This window comes from Microbulbifer sp. NBRC 101763, assembly GCF_040371615.1.
Classification (GTDB): domain Bacteria; phylum Pseudomonadota; class Gammaproteobacteria; order Pseudomonadales; family Cellvibrionaceae; genus Microbulbifer; species Microbulbifer variabilis.
Genome location: NZ_BAABQV010000004.1, coordinates 135,117 through 151,929 on the forward strand (window position 1 = coordinate 135,117; position 16,813 = coordinate 151,929).

At 49.4% G+C, this 16,813-nt stretch carries 15 protein-coding genes; 9 read left to right on the plus strand and 6 right to left on the minus strand.

Annotation, left to right across the window (positions count from 1 at the left end):
• Position 1: 1 nt before the first annotated feature.
• The 4 genes from ABWV76_RS11180 to can all read right to left on the minus strand — a co-directional run bounded on the left by ABWV76_RS11180 (position 2) and on the right by can (position 3,916).
• Positions 2-733 carry a glycerophosphodiester phosphodiesterase gene (locus ABWV76_RS11180; protein WP_020412476.1) on the minus strand — a complete coding sequence of 244 codons (732 nt, stop codon included), beginning with the start codon at positions 731-733 and terminating at the stop codon, positions 2-4.
• 192 nt (positions 734-925) lie between these two features.
• Positions 926-1,438: a flavin reductase family protein gene (locus ABWV76_RS11185; protein WP_020412477.1), complete on the minus strand. Its 513-nt coding sequence runs from the start codon at positions 1,436-1,438 to the stop codon at positions 926-928.
• 99 nt (positions 1,439-1,537) lie between these two features.
• Positions 1,538-3,160: an FAD-dependent oxidoreductase gene (locus ABWV76_RS11190; RefSeq protein ID WP_444946221.1), complete on the minus strand. Its 1,623-nt coding sequence runs from the start codon at positions 3,158-3,160 to the stop codon at positions 1,538-1,540.
• Between the two features lie 99 nt (positions 3,161-3,259).
• Positions 3,260-3,916, minus strand: a complete 657-nt coding sequence (gene can, locus ABWV76_RS11200; RefSeq protein ID WP_020412479.1) for a carbonate dehydratase — start codon at positions 3,914-3,916, stop codon at positions 3,260-3,262.
• 158 nt (positions 3,917-4,074) lie between these two features.
• Here can and ABWV76_RS11205 point away from each other — a divergent pair, with 158 nt between their 5' ends.
• Positions 4,075-4,290, plus strand: a complete 216-nt coding sequence (locus ABWV76_RS11205) for a hypothetical protein (RefSeq protein ID WP_353375979.1) — start codon at positions 4,075-4,077, stop codon at positions 4,288-4,290.
• Between the two features lie 184 nt (positions 4,291-4,474).
• Positions 4,475-4,984: a GNAT family N-acetyltransferase gene (locus ABWV76_RS11210; RefSeq protein ID WP_020412481.1), complete on the plus strand. Its 510-nt coding sequence runs from the start codon at positions 4,475-4,477 to the stop codon at positions 4,982-4,984.
• 109 nt (positions 4,985-5,093) lie between these two features.
• On the opposite strand, the gene ABWV76_RS11215 is transcribed toward ABWV76_RS11210, so the two are convergent.
• On the minus strand, positions 5,094-6,293 hold the full coding sequence (locus ABWV76_RS11215) for an MFS transporter (RefSeq protein WP_353375980.1): 1,200 nt from the start codon (positions 6,291-6,293) through the stop codon (positions 5,094-5,096).
• 172 nt (positions 6,294-6,465) lie between these two features.
• Here ABWV76_RS11215 and ABWV76_RS11220 point away from each other — a divergent pair, with 172 nt between their 5' ends.
• From ABWV76_RS11220 to ABWV76_RS11235, 4 genes are read left to right on the plus strand one after another with little or no spacing between them, the layout of a single operon-like run.
• Positions 6,466-8,331 carry an IucA/IucC family protein gene (locus ABWV76_RS11220; protein WP_353375981.1) on the plus strand — a complete coding sequence of 622 codons (1,866 nt, stop codon included), beginning with the start codon at positions 6,466-6,468 and terminating at the stop codon, positions 8,329-8,331.
• Positions 8,332-8,365: 34 nt separating this feature from the next.
• Positions 8,366-9,346, plus strand: coding sequence for a GNAT family N-acetyltransferase (locus ABWV76_RS11225; RefSeq protein WP_353375982.1), 981 nt, complete (start codon positions 8,366-8,368; stop codon positions 9,344-9,346).
• Entirely contained in the window at positions 9,343-11,163 is a 1,821-nt protein-coding gene (locus ABWV76_RS11230; protein ID WP_353375983.1) for an IucA/IucC family protein, read from the plus strand. The genes ABWV76_RS11225 and ABWV76_RS11230 overlap by 4 nt, the downstream gene beginning before the upstream one ends.
• Before the next feature lie 2 nt (positions 11,164-11,165).
• Entirely contained in the window at positions 11,166-12,479 is a 1,314-nt protein-coding gene (locus ABWV76_RS11235; RefSeq protein WP_353375984.1) for a lysine N(6)-hydroxylase/L-ornithine N(5)-oxygenase family protein, read from the plus strand.
• Positions 12,480-12,583: 104 nt separating this feature from the next.
• On the opposite strand, the gene ABWV76_RS11240 is transcribed toward ABWV76_RS11235, so the two are convergent.
• Entirely contained in the window at positions 12,584-13,522 is a 939-nt protein-coding gene (locus ABWV76_RS11240; protein WP_020412487.1) for a hypothetical protein, read from the minus strand.
• 620 nt (positions 13,523-14,142) lie between these two features.
• On the opposite strand from ABWV76_RS11240, the gene ABWV76_RS11245 reads away from it, so the two are divergent.
• The 3 genes from ABWV76_RS11245 to ABWV76_RS11255 all read left to right on the plus strand — a co-directional run bounded on the left by ABWV76_RS11245 (position 14,143) and on the right by ABWV76_RS11255 (position 16,714).
• Complete coding sequence (locus ABWV76_RS11245; protein WP_020412488.1) at positions 14,143-14,868, plus strand: hypothetical protein; 726 nt, start codon at positions 14,143-14,145, stop codon at positions 14,866-14,868.
• Positions 14,869-15,177: 309 nt separating this feature from the next.
• A complete protein-coding gene (locus ABWV76_RS11250; protein ID WP_353375985.1) occupies positions 15,178-16,281 on the plus strand; it encodes a phospholipase A in 1,104 nt (367 codons plus the stop codon).
• 28 nt (positions 16,282-16,309) lie between these two features.
• Positions 16,310-16,714, plus strand: coding sequence for an NUDIX hydrolase (locus ABWV76_RS11255; protein ID WP_353375986.1), 405 nt, complete (start codon positions 16,310-16,312; stop codon positions 16,712-16,714).
• Positions 16,715-16,813: the final 99 nt, after the last annotated feature.

The following is a 16,813-nucleotide window of genomic DNA, read 5'->3' on the forward strand; positions in this document are numbered from 1 at the left end:
GTTAGCAAAGTGCGCTGCTGGCGAGAACTCGTGTGTTGAAATCCAGTACTATCTGCGGTTCATCGGTGAAAACCCCGTCTACACCTAGTGCGGCCAGCATTGCCAGGTCATTAGGGTTATTAACAGTAAAGACATAGTTTTTGAGTCCCCGCTGTCCGGCATCAGCCAGTAAATCTGCACTAATAAAATCCAGGTTGGTGTGTAGCGAATATGCTTGTAATGGCGCGGTACAGGCAGCTAAATCAAGGGGTACACCACTAATTAACACCCCACGGCGTACTTCGGGTAATAGGCGCAGGCATTCATACAGCTGTCTGTGATCAAATGAGGAAATAATATATTGATCGAATGTAGTGCCTTTTTCAGTGACAAAACGCCGTATTTCCTTTGCCAGTAAGGAAGCGCAATTGGGGCCTTTAATTTCAATATTTAACTGTGCGCTGCCGCCGACCAGTTCCAGTACTTCCTGAAGTGATGGAATAGTATTGCCACAAGGGAGGGGTCTTTCTCTCAAATCCTCTGGGCGCATCTCAGTAATTAGCTCACTGCCCGGGATTAGGCGTCCCAGGCGCCGATCGTGCTTTACTAGAAGTTGGCCACCCACATTCCAGATATCAATTTCAATACCCCCGACTGCCATTTCCAGTGCGTGGCCAATAGCCTGCAAGGTATTCTCGCTGGCTCGCCGCTGGTAACCGCGGTGTGCAAAGCAGAAGAGAGTGCCTGGAGTCATTACCTTTGAGTCCAATCAGTAAATTTTGAGAGCCTGCCACTAAATTATTACGAGGGGGTTATGCCGCCACCAAAGTTTATCGAGTCTATTGACCTGTAAGTATAAAAAAAAATTTTTTATAGCGCCAAGGTATGAAAAGAGGCCAAAGTAGCTCTCCGGAAAGTGCCTTGATAACTAAAAGCAAACAGATAATTAATCGCCAGCCAAGGCGCGATAGCGGCCGCGATGAAAAACCAATGGTTCGCCGCCGGGGGCGGAAAACTCCAAAACTTCGCCCAAAAGGATGGTGTGATCGCCACCTTCGATACACTGCACACGGCGGCAGTGGAAGTAAGCTGCGCACTCGTCCAGACGGGGAATGCCATTTGGTCCTTCATACCAGTGTACCTGGCCGAACTTGTCGGCCCCGCGGCCAGCAAACAGGTTGGAGACATGCTGCTGGTCTGCACGTAAAACATGCACTGCAAAGTGTTCGCGAGTGGTAAATGCTTCATAGCCAAGAGATTGCTTGTCAATGCTCCAGAGTACCAACGCTGGATCCAGGGAGACAGAATTAAAGCTGTTTGCGGTCATTCCAGCAGGTTGGCCGTTAATATCCTGGGTAGTGATGACGGTGACACCTGTGGCGAATTGACCCAAGGTATCGCGCAAAAGGCGGCTTTGTTGGGTAGATGGGGTGATGATGGGGCTTCTTTCTGTCGTCATACGGAGCTTGCTTGTACAAAATCTGTGCTAGCCGACCATTTTACGGCAAAAGCGTACTTATTGCGCGCTTTGCCTCCAATACTAGCGAAAGAAGCTCGGTTAATGGTTTGTGTGTGGAGGGCCGTCCATGATTGGCACGCATTCTTCACAGAGGCGGTCACGCGCTGAAATTGAGGAGCCGGTCAGAGCAAAACCACGTAGCTTGCCTGACGGATCACGATACTCGGCACGCACACCTTCAGAGTCTTCGAAAACTTGCCAGCGGCCTTCAGTATTGGGTTGGGGAGGGCACACAGTGGTGGGGTGCAAGGTGGTTTTTACTGCAACCGGAATGGCGCCGTAGTTCACGGGAGTCGCTTCGCCGCTCAAGGTTTTTGCCAAGGCGCGGGCACAGGCTATGAGAGGTGCCACAAAAAAAAGTTGGTGGCCGTCCACCTCGGCACAATCACCGAGTGCAAAGATATATTTATTACTGGTCTGAAGGTGTCGACTGACGCTAATACCGCGCTCGACCGCGAGTCCAGCGGTTTCTGCCAATCTTATATTTGCCTTCAAGCCCAGTGCCGCCAGGGCGATATCCCCCTGAATTGTTTCGCCGTTAACGAGTTGAGCTTCCAGCCCCCCGGAAGTACGCTTGAGGGCTTGAACAGATGAGCCAAAGTGGAAGCGTACCCCGTGCTTTTCCAATGCCCTCTGCAGGTCACGTCCAGCTTGTTCCGGCAGCAGTCTCCCAAGAGGCCAGTTAAGTGGTTCTACTACCTCTACGGCAAAGCCAGCCTGCACCAAGTCGTTAGCAAATTCGCATCCGATTAGCCCAGCACCGATAAGAATCACCCGCCTATGGCCCACCAAGGCTGTGCGGAAACGATGATAATCTCCCAGGTTATTGATACGGAACAAGTGTGATTGGGCGTCACCTTCGATGTGGGGAATAGGAGGGCAGCAGGCACCGGTGGCTAATACCAGCCGGTCATAGTGTATTTCTGATATATGCTCGCCAGTCTCCTGGTGGAGAGTAAGTGTTTTGTCTTTTGGGTTGATTTCGGAAACCCGGGTGTGCACAAGAATTTCCGCATCTAGTTCTCTGGCCATCTCCTCAGCGCTTATTTGGCTCAGTTGCTGGGCGGTTTTGCCGTGAGATAGGGAGGCAGATAGAAGGGGCTTGGAGTAGAAGGCGCCATCATCTGCAGTAATCATCAGCATGGGAGTGTGGTTGTCCAGCTTGCGAAATTCCCGCGCCAAATTATATCCGGCAAGCCCTGTGCCGAGGATTACCAGAGGCTCTCCCGTATTCGTGATTGGTTTTGCTGAGCTGGTCTCCACTGATACAGAGGAGACCAACACCATGTCAAATTCTTCTTTACTGACCCCGCATTGGGGGCAGCTCCAGTCTTCAGGAATATCCTCCCAGCGGGTACCGGTGGTGATTCCCTCTTCAGGACAACCCTTGGATTCATCGTATACCCAGCCACATACCATGCACTCCCAGATACGGTAGGTGGCTGTAGATGTTGATGGTGAAATGTTACTAGGGCGGGTGATACCTGTAGAGACTTCGCGCATTGCAAACTGGCTTTTGCTGGCACCGCATTCCGGGCAGCACCAGTCTTCAGGTATCTCCTCCCAGCGTGTGCCTGGCGCTATGTTGTCCTCGGGCCAGCCCTTAGCTTCATCATAGATCCAGCCACAGTTTTGGCATTCCCATACGCGATATTCAGACATAACGCTTCCCTGCTCGAGCCTGGGCCCCGGCTATGGAAGGACACCGGGGCTGAAATTTTTTATAGGAGCAAATATAAGGGAGTTCGGCAGGGAGTGCTGCTATTCGTTATTGCGTTTGGCTATTTTGGCTAGGGCGTTTTGGTAGGTGTCGGCAATTTCCCCCGGGTGGCTGATAGAGACGCCGAGATCGTGTACCAGGCCGTCTTCCAGGCCATAAACCCACCCGTTAACGGAGAGTTGCTGCCCTACGCGCCAAGCATCTCTCACTATGGTGGTCTGGCAGATATGGATTACCTGCTCCAGTACATTGAGCTCACACAATAGGTCTGTGCGCTGTTGCTGCTGGAAAAGGTCAATCAGGGTGTGATGCTTGTCGCGTACATCCTGGATATGGCGCAGCCAATTGTCGATCAGGCCGAGTTGCTCATTGTGCAGTGCGGCTTGGACTCCACCGCAGCCATAGTGACCGCACACAATAATATGCTTCACCTTTAAGATTTCTACCGCGTACTGCAACACTGACAGGCAGTTGAGGTCTGTATGCACCACCACGTTGGCGACATTACGATGTACAAACAACTCCCCAGGTAATAAACCCACAATTTCATTTGCGGGTACGCGGCTGTCAGCACAGCCTATCCATAAATATTCTGGGGTTTGTTGTTTCGATAGCTTGAGAAAGAAGTCCGGATTTTCCTCACGGGTAGCCTCGGACCATTGCTGGTTATTTTTCAGTAGATGATTAAGCGGGTGCAATGCAGTTGTATCCTAATGTGACCAGGTGGACATTATGGTTGCAGGATAGCGGCTTTGTTCGCGCGGGCCAAGGGGTGTTGGTCTAACCTAGATTATGACCAATATCTTGAGCTTGGTCTAAGTGTTCTAGATCCAGGTCGAAAAAGGGAGAATAAATAATGGCAAGAAAAAAAAGTTCTGGACCCGGCAGGCGGAGAGGTTCCTCGCTGCGTTCCGGATTTATGGATCGCCACCGATTGAGAATGCGCCAGTTACAGGCTAGACGTGCCCGCCTACGCAACGCCTTATCCCGCCATACTGATGGAGGTGAGATCGAGCGGGAACCTGTTCCTGAGGGCTTCAGTATTAAGGAGATTGAGGAGGAGTCTTGCTAGAAGAAGTTTGATAACGCATTTTTAAGCTATAGGTGTTATCAAGTGCCATCAGAACTTGAGCTGGTCAATAGCCGTGGAAAACTTACCAAGTCGCCAAACTATTAAAAATCTGTTTTTATTATGGGAATATTAAAGGTATGGCGTAAAGTGTAATTTTGCGCAGAGAGCTGAAAGAGTAGTATTAATGGAGTTTGTAAAATCTGAGGAAAAGGCATCCGTGCGAGTTGCGATGGCGGATTATAGAGACAGTCGCAACGGTGCAGATATTCTCGCTTTGATGGATGAGTATTCCCGCCACCCCTTTGGGGGAGGAGAACCCCTGCCTGAACAGTGCCGCAATCAACTGCTGCCCAAGCTGGCGGAGTTTCCAGGAGCTTTTACAGTATTGGCCTACAGCAATGAAAAAGCGTTAGGCCTGATTAATTGCTTTACTGGTTTTTCCACTTTTTCTTGCCAGCCCCTAATCAATATTCACGATGTTATTGTCAGCGAGCAGGCTCGAGGCTACGGAGTGTGTGCCGCTATGATGGAGTTTGTAGTGAGAGAGGCAAAAAAAAGAGGATGCTGCAAGCTAACAATGGAAGTTCTAGAGAAAAACCTCGCGGCCAAGAATGCCTACCGTAAGGTGGGGTTTAAACCTTATACGTTAGATGAGGAGTTCGGTCAGGCAGAGTTCTGGCAAAGATACCTGTAGCATTTTGGGGCTGGTATTACTATCAACCCCTACCTCCTTTTCAGGCCTCTGCGGCAATAAGGCCCGAACTGATTTTGCGCTGGTTGTGTTATTGAAGATAAATCATGGGCTAGACCTCCAAACTCGCTTGCTTTTCTTTTCCTTTTTTAGCACGAAAAAGTGCGAATAACGCGCACACAGCAATCAGCCCCACACTGAGGAGCATCCCTAAAAGAGGTTGTTGGGGGTGCTCCTCATATAGCCAGCCTCCCAGCGCGAACCCAATGGTATATCCACCGGTGTGCATTAGAGCTAAAAGTCCAAAGAGCCTGCCTCCACGTTGCCGGGATTGACTTAATAGTGCGCTGTAACCCGGCACCAGGAAAGCAATACCGACAACAAAGGCAAGTAACCCAAAAACTGCGAGAAGGCTCCCCAGGGTGGAGGAGAGAAAAATACTACCAGTGCACAGCGATGTGACCCCCAGCATAAAGCTCAACTGTGGTGCTTTGAGCCTGCGCACTAACCCCACTTGAACCAGAAAACCGCAGATTGCCACAGTAGCCAACAACACAGCGGTAGCAGAGGAGGCTCCCAAGGCGCTCAGGCCGTATAAATCTTTAAGCGCGGGCCCCATTATTACCTGAAGCTGGCCGACGCTGACTGTGCCGAGTAATGCTGTGGCAAATAAAGCCAGCGATCCCGGCGGCAAGGCTGCTTTCTCACCGGAACTAGGCTGGGATTTATTTGTGGTGGGGGGTAGGCTCAGGGTCAAATACAGAGCTGTGAGAGGTAGCAGAACAAGCCAAGCCATGGGCCACAAGTCGCCTGCCAGCAGCGCGGGTAAGGCCAGTAGCGGCCCAAGCCCTCGCCCCAGGTTCGCTGCTGCACTTAAACCTGAGAGTATCGACAAACGTTTTTCTGGTTCCCCCAATTCAACGGCCCAGGCTTGGCAGCATGGGTAAATAGCGGCGGCATTTAACCCGTAAATGATCCGGCTAATCGCCAGAGCAAACAATGCGCTACCTTCGCTGATAAGCCCCTGTGCCAGTGCAATTAGCAGTGCCACAAAGAGGCACTGAGCGAATAGGGCGCCAGTCAGTCCCGCGAGCAATACGGGCTTGCGACCAATCCTATCCCCGAGTTCCCCCCATAGTGGCCCGGCCACCATCAGGCATAGAGTACCCAGTGCCACAAGGCCACCGATACTGGCCAAACTTAAGCCGCAACGCTCAACGATCAGTGGGATTTGGGTAAGCAGCACGACCTGAGCTGCTCCCTGGCTGGCTACTATCCAGTGGATTTTTTTCTGGTGAGGGGATCGCCGCATTGGGTACTCCGCGGATTAAATGAAAACAGCTAAACGGACGCCCGCTCTGTGCAGAAATTCTCATCCGAATCATTTTTTCAAGAAAAAGCTTGAATAACGGAAATTTTACCTGCATGATTTTCTAAATACAAATCATTCGCATTTAGTATTTTCTCAGTTAAGAACCCCATTTATGAACGATCCCCAACTCGGTTCGGTTCAGTATGACCGCACTGTTGGCATGGTTGGTACTCAAGAGATATTTATGACTGATCAATACAGCCCGGTCAATGCATTTGCTGAACGAATGTCAGCCAATTGTTTCTTTAATGCGCTGTTGAGAGAAACGGGTTGCGGCACATGGCACATGCAGGAGGGTGAACAACTTCCGGATGGAATCGGTCTTCCAGCAGTAAGTATTCCCCTGCCGGCATCTAGCGCCGAACTTTGGTTGAACATTTCCTATCACAGTGAGTGTGGTAGGCACCAGTTCGCTCTGCCCATGGTATGGCGAGCGAATGATGGGAGCAGCAAGGTGATTGAGATGGCCGAGGCTGCAGAGTTGGTCGCCCAGGACTTCTCATTTTTTCCTGGCGCCACTGTGGAATCCCGAACGCAATTTACTCGCCGAGTTGCGTCCAGTGTAAAAAATATGACCCAGGCACTGGTTGCACGTAGTGCCGATACAGAAAAGTTATTTTCCTTACCCCTCAGTTTTGACGAGGCGGAACAGGCGCTTTTATGTGGCCACTCCATACATCCAACCCCGAAAAGCCGAGACCCATTTACCGATAAAGATGCCGAGTGCTACGCACCGGAATTTAATAATCGCTTTGCCCTGGTATGGCTGGGGGTTGATCCTCAATTTTTGCAGGGGGCCAGTGGCGCTGAAATTAGTGAAGTACAGTTCGCCGACTTGGTGCGTGGAGTAGATGGTGGCCCCGTAGCGCCCGAAGGGTTTGTCGCTTTTCCCGCACATCCTTGGCAGTGGCGAAAATTGTGTGAAGTCCAGAGTGTTGTGGAATTACTTGAGGCTGGAAAAATTGTAGAGCTGGGTGAGGGTAGTGAATCCTGGCGAGCAACTTCCTCTCTGCGCGCAATTTACAGTGGCAATAGCCCATATATGCTTAAATTCTCTCTCAGTTTGCGGTTAACCAACTCCGTGCGCACCCTGCAGCCGAAAGAAATGGTTCGCGGACTTGAAGTGCTGAAGGTAAGGGGTACACCGGTAGGACAGGAATTTGCCAACCGCTATCCGAGATTTCAGGTATTGGCAGAGCCAGCCTACCTGATGCTTGCCGACATTGATGGTAAGCAAATTATAGAAAGCCTGGTTATGTTCCGGGAAAATCCTTTCCTTGGTGAATCAGCAGAAAATACTTGCTTGTTGGCTACTTTGACACAGGATCACCCAGACGGATCTCCTTGCAGAGCCGCGCAATTAGTTCAGTGTCTTGCCGATGAGGAGAGTATTTCTATTGAGGCAGCCACTAAACGCTGGTTTAACGCCTTCCTCGATGCAGTAATAGAACCTTTATTGATTGCCCAGGCCGATTTCGGAATTTTGTTTGGTGCCCACCAGCAAAACTTGATCCTGTCGTTTGAAGGTCCCCTGCCTGTTGCTGGTTATTTCAGAGATTGCCAGGGCAGTGGTTATAGCCGTTTGGGGGAGCAACTTCTTAAACCTTATCTGCCCAATTTGGCGCAGGGTAGTGAAAATGTAATTGATGAGCAAATGGCGAATCGACTGTTTGTTTACTATCTCATCGTCAATAGTTGTTTCGGTTTGATTTGCGCCCTTTCCGCTGCGGGCTTAATCACTGAGCGGGAATTATTGCGTCAGTTGCGTCAACGCCTTCTATTGCTACATGAAGGTCAGCGAAGAGATAGTAGTTGCCTGGAGTACCTGCTCAATTCACCTGAGATCTGGGCCAAGGGCAATTTCCAATGTGCGGTTATCGGGATGAATGAGACCACGACCGAAGACCCGCTTTCTATCTATCACAAGATGGCGAATCCCCTGATATCGGCAGTAAAGCTTACAGCTGAAGAAGCCTGATTAATATGTGTAAAAAAACTGCAAGGATAGATTTATGACCAGTTTAACAGCTGTGCCTGAACAGTCCCTGGGGGAGCATGGTCAGCTTCCTGATGGACGCTCTTGGCAAATTGCTCCTGGTGGATATTGTTGTCAATTTAATGGGAAAGATTACTTCCAAATTGAATACATTCCAGGGCGGGATTGCGCACGAATTATTTTAACACACGGTAATGCGCAGCTCGTGGAATTAGACCTATGGTTTGATTGGCTCTTTGCACTGAACCCGGCATTACAAAACATAGATATCGTTGAAACAGATACAGTGGCAAGCCGGGTTTCCCGCAGTGGTTTTTATCAGCGTGCGGAGCTTTGGTATTGTGGAAATAACGCTGGAAAATTTCCTCTGCAGTGGGTGAAGAATGAGCAGGGAGTTCGCCATCCACTCCGTGCGGTACCACCAAAAGGGGAAGTCTATCGACGTTATTTCCACTCCCTGGGAATGGATTTTAGCTTGCGCCACTTAGACCCTCAGAAAGATTTGGAGCGCTTTACCGGCTGGATGAACCAGAGACGTGTAGCCCAATTTTGGGAAGAGGAGGGTGATGCAGACAAGCAGCGGCAGTTTATCGATACTGTTATTGAGGATCCTCATAAATACCCTTTGATCGCTTGTTTTGATGATGAACCCTTCGCCTATTTTGAAGTTTATTGGGCCCTCGAAGATCGTATTGCGCCCTACTACGATTGCCAGCCATTCGATCGTGGTGCACATATGCTGGTTGGTGACCTGCGTTATTTAGGCAAGCGTTTTGCCTATGCCTGGTTTAATGGTATTTCCCATTTTATGTTCCTTGATGATACACGGACTGAAAATTTGGTTGGAGAACCACGGGCGGATAACCGGGCGTTGCTTAAATATATCAACGGAACTTTTAGCTGGAAAAAAATTAAAGAGTTTGATTTTCCGCACAAACGCGCCGCGTTGGTGATGTGTAAGCGGAAAGATTTTTTTCGGAGCATGGGGGGAGTATGAGCGGGGACAAACACTGGAAGCTGGCAAATACAGCTCTATTGGTAAAGTCACTGGCTGAGCTTTGCTATGAGCAGGCGCTCAGTGCTGTAGTAGAAACAGATGGTCGATATTCTGTACACCTCTCCTCAGGGGTTGTTTATCGCTTCAAGGGCAAGTTGACCATCTGGGATTGGCTATTAATAGATCCATGTGACATTGAACGTATACGGGATACAGAAGTGAAGCCAGCCGATGATGCGGCACAATTTTTTATTGATGCCGCTCAGGATTTGGAGGCCTCGTCCAGTACTCTGGGTAATCTATTACAAGAACTTGCCAACACTCTGGTTGCCGATGTTGCTCTATTACAAAAACGCGAAAAATTAAATGCCCAAGCTCTGGCAAAATTGCCTGATGAACAGTTGCAATGCCTGCTGGATGGTCATCCTAAAGCGATGGTGAATAAAGGGCGTATCGGTTGGGGGGCACAAGAGTTTAATGCTTATGGTACAGAGGCTTCCCAGGGTGTTCGATTATTATGGCTTGCGGTCCGGCGGGAGCTGGTTGTTAGTGGAAATAATGATTCCTGGGACTGGCCAGATTTATTGGCAGAGAGCCTTAATGAAATACAACTGAAGCAGCTGTCTGAAGTGTGCCGCAAACAGGGTATCGATTGGCAAGCATTTTTGCCACTACCAGTGCACCCTTGGCAGTGGCAACATCATATTCGCCAACACTATGCACAACAGATTTTTCGTGGCGATTTAGTATTACTTGGAGAATTTGGTGACCAGTACTTGCCACAAGTATCACTGCGTACCCTGTCGAATCTGGATCGCCCTCGAGCCCTGCATGTAAAGTTACCACTGACGGTTTTAAATACTTCTTGTTACCGCGGAATTCCGGGTAAATTTATGCGCTGCGGTCCAGGGCTATCCGAATGGATGCAGCAGCTTTGTGAACGCGATGGCGAATTACAATCTCGTGGCACAGGAGTTTTACAGGAAGTGGCGGGGTTGCACGTACCGCACTTTCATCATGAGTTAATTGATGGAACTCCTTATCGCTACAAGGAGTTGCTCGGGGCCACCTGGCGGCAGAGTCCAGCTGGACTATGTGCAGAGGGAGAGCGCCATCTTTTAATGGCTGCCTTGCTGCAGAGAGATGCCAGCGGTAAATCTGTAGCTGTGGCTCTGATAAAAGCTTCCGGTCTCTCTGCTCATGCATGGCTTGAGCATTTGTTCGAGGCGACAGTAGTGCCTCTTTATCATTTACTGAGTTGCTATGGCATAGGCTTGGTGGCTCATTCGCAAAACCTGACGTTGGTGTTGCGTAATAATAAAGTGGTGCGTGTCCTCTTGAAGGATTTTCAAGGGGATCTGCGTCTCGCCGAAGGGGAGTTTCCTGAGCGTGCAGATTTACCGGAAGCAGCGGTGCAAGCACTCGACCAGCTACCACCCAATTACATTATTCACGATCTGTTCACTGGTCACTTCGTAACAGTATTGCGATACCTGTCCGCTCAATTAATGATAGAGATCGGATTGGAAGAGCTGGAATTCTACGCAATTTTGGCTCGGGTACTGCGCCGTTATCAGGAATCTGCGCAACAGCACAGTGCTCACATGGCGAAACGTTTCCAGCTGTTTAATTTATTCCGCCCTCACATCGAGCGTGTTTGTATTAATCGTGTGCGCTTGCGGCAGGGCTATGATGACAGCGCTGAGCGCCCGGTCCCCATCGTCGGTGGTGACCTGCACAACCCTCTTTGGCTCGCTGAGCAAGAGTCCCAACAACCCAAATCACAACCAGAAACCGCTTCCGCTTTAGAGGCCTAATCATGAGTAATTTCCTAGATCTTGCCGGTATCGGGGCCGGTCCTTTTAACCTGGCCGTTGCCGCTTTAATGCAGGATAAATTCCTGAGCCATCGTTTCTTCGACGCTAAAGCGGAATTTTCCTGGCACCCGGGTTTGATGTTACCGGGCGCCATGATGCAGACTTCCTATTTAAAAGATCTGGTAACACCGGTTGACCCTACAAACCCCTATAGTTTTTTGGCATATTTAGTGGAAAACAAGCGCTTTTATGATTTTCTCCATGCAGAACAACGTACCGTGATGCGCCGGGAATTTGCCGATTACCTGGCTTGGGCTGCACGTCGTCTGGATTGTATCCAAATGAGTAGCCGTGTTCAGAGTGTGGTGGATAATGGTGATTATTTTGAGCTGGACGTACATGGGCCCAATGGTCGTGAACAGATACTTGCTAAGAATCTGTGCGTTGCGGCTGGTAAAAAGCCAAATATCCCGGAGTGTAGTCGACCATTCCTTTCTGAAAATTGTTTCCATGCGTTGGAAATAGCTTTGCGCAACCCCGATGTAAGTGGCAAGCGTGTTGCCGTGATTGGTGGTGGTCAGACTGGTGCTGAAGTGGTAATAAATCTTCTTGGCAAACACTGGGGGCGCCCGCAGCAGGTAACTTGGGTATCCCGTCGCAGCAATTATCTGCCCCTGGATGAAACACCGTTTACAAATGATTGGTTTACCCCAGAATATGTTGAGGTATTCCGCCAGCTGAGCCCTCATCGCCGTGAAGAGGTTGTTGCCGAACAGAAACTGGCATCCGATGGGATTTCTCCAGACACGCTCAAAGAGCTATATCAGTTGTTTTATCGTCTCGTGCATCTGGAGAAGGATTCCGAACGAGTGACATTGATGCCCAATCGCGAATTAGTGAATATGTCCTGTCGCGGTGATTACCAGTTACAATTACAGAATCACTTACTGGGTGATGTAGATGGTAATGAGTGGATAAATGCGGATATCGTTATTTTGTGCACAGGTTTACGAGAGGCTCTTCCAGCCTGTTTAGCTCCTCTACAGGAGCGCATTCCTAGGGATGCAGAAGGGCGCCTGTTGCTTGATGATGCATTTGCAACAAAGCTTAATGGGGATGATAGTGAGCGTCGCCTATACTTCCTCGGCACTGGCCGTACCAGTCATGGTATTGCGGAACCGCAATTAAGTCTTTCCGCCTGGCGAGCTGCACAAGTAGTTAATGACTTACATGGCAAAGCGGTGTATGACAATCAGCAAGCAGGCAATTTGATGAAGTGGATTACCCCTGAAGCCCAGCAGATTGCGGTTGCTTAATTTATAGAGTTTTTTTTGATCGAATCTATCTTTTAATGCAGGGTAGATTCGATCATAAGCCTGGTTTTAGTTTTCTTTCCCCGTTGTGGTATCTATTCTGACTATCACTTGGCAACGTCAATAAAAATTCCCATATGATCGGTTACCGCGGCTGCCATGTCGGAACCGTTGACGCTAACCGGGGTGCTCTGTGAGATATAGTCCACCTTGATTACTCGAATGGTCTTGGTATTGTATGCGGCAACGTCATATTTTTTACTGGCCGTGCTGTTGGTACCAGTAAAACTCCGCTGGTAGGAATCAAAAGGATTTACTTCGTCCTCTGTATGTGCATCGCGAAATAGTGTGCCTGTTGCCACACTAAGTGCGCAGGGGGTGAAACTGTCATTTCCCTGGTTAGTGTCGCCCATAACAAGGTCAATAGCGCCATAACCCTGCTGAATTAGAAGGTTATTAATATTGCGATAGAAAATGACTGATTCGCTTTCCTTCTTGGCAATACTGTTAGGTACATGCACGAACACGGCATTCACATTCCCGCTCCTGATTGCAATCCAGCCCATGCCAGAGCCGAGAATCTGATGTTGAGTGGTATTGGCTGCGTGAACACTGAAGCTGTTACAGGCCTTTCCTGTAGAACTCGACCCCACCAACCCCCCAGCATGTTGCTGCATGGAACTCCATTCGCTATTGGCTCCGTCCATTTCTCCATACACTAAAAGATCACAGGTCTGACCCAGTGAGCGATACAGGTGCTGGTGAGTCTGACGAGCTTTACCTTCAATCATACTGAGAAATTGTGCATTGTTGTGCTGGCCTTTAGCCATATAGCCGTGTGGTGCTTGTGCGACCAGCTGAGCTGGGCCGTGAATTGGAACATGAGGGTCCAAACCGTCAGCCGTTGGCATAATTAGGTGCCAGCGATCCTGGTTGGCGGCTTGATGGTTGTGAGTCATACGGGTGAAATGCTGGCTGTTGGAGGCACTAACCCCATGATTGGTACTCGCGTTTGAGTTAATGGATTGATAGGCGAAAGTTGGCATAGAAGTAACTCACTTATAATCAAAACAATTTGTCTTATTTCTAATAACATTGCTGAGCGTTAAGCTAACTTTTTTTGCTTTCTACTTCGTCAATTAATTCTGGCGTTGCATTTAGATATGCCAAATATTATTTGACTGCTCTCTTCGGGACGATGAAAGCATAATAATACATTTACATTACAAATATTCGATTGAGATCAGTTTGTAATGGCCTGTATTAATCGGAATTGGACAAGAAGTGAAAAGGGAGGGAGTTACTTATTCAGGCTTTGTAATTATATGCAGAATACTTATCCGTTTTTTAAGGGGGTTAGAAAGAGGTGATAGTAATGCACAGTTAACCTGAAGATATTCATGAGTTGTGAATTTTACCCTTAAAATTAATTGCGGTTTTCACTTGTGAATACAGTTTTACTGTCTTATGGAGCCTATAGGTGGGTGTTTCACTATTTGTTATTACGTCGCCCAATTTATATTTGGTCGCTGGGCTATTATTTTATAGAGGATGAAACCCTCACAAGCAGGCGCTAAAATCTTCGTGGTCAATCTTCCATGTGCAATACTTTTTGGGTACTGAACTATCAGTCTGGTGCTTGCAGTAAGCAGGGAGGAAATCTGCAATGCGTTTGAACTCTACTCTTGCGCAAGGTCGATATCACTACAGCTGTGACGGGCGTGAAATGCCTGTGCGGGACAGCTGGCAATTGGGCCACGATTCAGAGGGGCGTCGTACCCTGGTGAGTCGACGCCTGGTAGGTGAACAGGGCTATGGAATAGAGGTTTCAGCGCTACTTTGTGCCGGCCTGGTAAGTGAGTGCCATGTCCACTGGCGCGACGAGGTGGATGAGGTAAGTGCTCATTATCGTCTAAGCAGTCCTCAGGGGTATGCGCCTCGCTTAGGGGATGAGATTGAAGCTTCCTGGGAGGGTCCTAACGGCCCCCAGCAGGCCCAATTGCTGGGCGAGTCTCGGCTGTTATTTCCTCTGATGCGCGTGTTTATGGGGCCCCTCTTAAAGACACTTGTACAACACAAGGATGGTTTGGAAGTGGTTTCTCCGGATATTGTTGATCCTTCCCAGCGGGGGAAATTACTGTCACCGAGGGTCAGCCATCGCAGCGCTAGGACTATGGCCGGAGATCTGGCCAGCCAGCGTGCACAGGATATGGGGCCAGATATTTGCGGTTATATTTATCAGGGCGATGAAGCCGAGCGGGATGCGCACTGCTACGTTGATAGTCGCAGTCTATTGGTCGGTTACGACTGGCCATCCAGTACGGGTCGCCTATGGCAGGTTCGCCTAAGAGACCTCGAGTGGTCTCCATGTCTGACCAGTCTGGTTTGTTGAGCAATTTCGCCGACTGAGTTTGCGGAAACATGCGGTGAATGGAATGGCTTTATCAGTCGCTTGAATAGCGACTATCCATATAAAGTATCCGAGTAAACTTTTTGCCCTATTTCTGTGCTTAATATTGATTCATCTCCCAACTCCTTATTTTACCGGTATTTTCTGACTTAACATTTCCTTTCCGTTATTAATAAATCGGAAAATATACTGATTTTATACTTGCATCCGGGAACTAATGCGGCAGGATTTTTTCAGTTCTCCAGTGTAAGCTTGCGTCACTTTTACTGCGTGCCAATGGGGGAGCGCCTTTTGTCCTTTTTAAGATTCGTCACTCGCAATAGAGTTAGATTTTTTGCCTCTCTGCTTGTGGTTGCCCAGTTTCCATTGAATACCGCCATGGCCAGTATTGGTGAGGAGCGCCAAGTAGAGATTAAGGAGCTGGATCAGCAGCATGAGCATGAACAGTGCCTGCAAGAACAGCTACTTATCTCTTCTGCCGATACCACCCTACGGGAAATACGCCTACTCTGTGCCGAGAGAGTGCGTGCCCAGTTGGGCATTGAGGAAGATTACTTTGAGGTAGATCCGGTAGTTGAGGAATATGCAGAGGAGCTTCCCACCGATCAGGTACTGCTGGGAGGGCGGGCCCAGGCAATTCGAGATGCAGCCAGTAACCCTTTCACCCTGGCCTCCCATAAGGCAAATTATATTTTGCCTTTCACCTACAATCCCTCCCCGGAGACAGGGGGGGTGACCGATTACGAGGACCGCGACCTGGATAATATCGAGGTACAGTTCCAGCTCTCGGTGCAGGTACCGGTTTGGCGTGGCTTTCTCGGTAGTGCCTCTTTCATGAGTGTGGCTTACACCAATCGCAGCTTTTGGCAGGCTTATAACTCGGATGATTCGGCGCCATTCCGAGAGACCAATCATGAGCCAGAGTTAATCCTGACCTGGCTCAACGACTGGAGCCTGTTCGGCTGGCATAACGTCGCCAATCAGATTGCCTTTAATCATCAATCAAATGGACGCAGTGAGCCCTACTCACGCAGTTGGAATCGAATTTATGCCAACTTTATCTTTGAGCGGGATAACTTTTCTATAGGTCTTAAGCCCTGGTATAGGATTCCGGAGGCGCGAGAGGATGATGACAATCCGGATATTGAGCACTACCTCGGTCATTTTGAATTGGGTGGGCGCTACCGGGATGGTGACCACTCTATCGCGATTATGGTGCGCAACAATTTGCGCTCAGATAATCGTGGCGCTGTTGAGCTGACCTGGGGATTCCCACTGGGAAAGCGGGTGGATGGTTATATCCGTTATTTCAATGGCTATGGTGAGAGCCTGATCGACTACGATGAGTCTGTACAGACCCTGGGCTTTGGTTTCACTCTGGCTCAGGGGTTCTAACAGCCTCTAACGGCCAGGGATGGGATCGATGGGGTTTGAAGACAGCTACCGCCTCAGTGCGCATGCGGTGATTACTAATGAAGTGGGCGAAGTCCTGCAGCTGCTGGCAACCTACGCCAATCGTAGCTGGGGGCTGCCCGGTGGGGCTCTGGACCCAGGTGAAACAGTCCACGAAGCCCTGCGACGGGAGTGTCGCGAGGAGTTGGGGCGGGATGTAGATATTGATTATCTGAGTGGCATTTATTACCACAAGGTCTATAACTCCCACGTTTTTATCTTTCGGGCCCGCTTTATCGACAGGAGGCATATCACCCTGTCAAACGAGCACTCTGAAATGGCGTATTTCCCTCTGGATCAGCTTTCCGAGGTACAGCGGCAGAGAGTCAGGGACTGCCTGGAGTTCGATGGCAGTGTGCGCAGCGCAAAGTTCTAACTTTCCACTTTTCCTTGGCAATAGATCTGGTCGGTCACCATGCATTTGGCGAATTTCGCCAAATGCTTCCCTGTCGCGGAAATCCCGCGCCTGCTCCAT

Coding starts and splice junctions, on each gene's coding strand:
- ABWV76_RS11180 (WP_020412476.1), bottom strand. CDS start 733: ATGACTCCAGGCACTCTCTTCTGCTTTGCACACCGCGGTTACCAGCGG.
- ABWV76_RS11185 (WP_020412477.1), bottom strand. CDS start 1,438: ATGACGACAGAAAGAAGCCCCATCATCACCCCATCTACCCAACAAAGC.
- ABWV76_RS11190 (WP_444946221.1), bottom strand. CDS start 3,160: ATGTCTGAATATCGCGTATGGGAATGCCAAAACTGTGGCTGGATCTAT.
- ABWV76_RS11205 (WP_353375979.1), top strand. CDS start 4,075: ATGGCAAGAAAAAAAAGTTCTGGACCCGGCAGGCGGAGAGGTTCCTCG.
- ABWV76_RS11210 (WP_020412481.1), top strand. CDS start 4,475: ATGGAGTTTGTAAAATCTGAGGAAAAGGCATCCGTGCGAGTTGCGATG.
- ABWV76_RS11215 (WP_353375980.1), bottom strand. CDS start 6,293: ATGCGGCGATCCCCTCACCAGAAAAAAATCCACTGGATAGTAGCCAGC.
- ABWV76_RS11220 (WP_353375981.1), top strand. CDS start 6,466: ATGAACGATCCCCAACTCGGTTCGGTTCAGTATGACCGCACTGTTGGC.
- ABWV76_RS11225 (WP_353375982.1), top strand. CDS start 8,366: ATGACCAGTTTAACAGCTGTGCCTGAACAGTCCCTGGGGGAGCATGGT.
- ABWV76_RS11230 (WP_353375983.1), top strand. CDS start 9,343: ATGAGCGGGGACAAACACTGGAAGCTGGCAAATACAGCTCTATTGGTA.
- ABWV76_RS11235 (WP_353375984.1), top strand. CDS start 11,166: ATGAGTAATTTCCTAGATCTTGCCGGTATCGGGGCCGGTCCTTTTAAC.
- ABWV76_RS11240 (WP_020412487.1), bottom strand. CDS start 13,522: ATGCCAACTTTCGCCTATCAATCCATTAACTCAAACGCGAGTACCAAT.
- ABWV76_RS11245 (WP_020412488.1), top strand. CDS start 14,143: ATGCGTTTGAACTCTACTCTTGCGCAAGGTCGATATCACTACAGCTGT.
- ABWV76_RS11255 (WP_353375986.1), top strand. CDS start 16,310: ATGGGGTTTGAAGACAGCTACCGCCTCAGTGCGCATGCGGTGATTACT.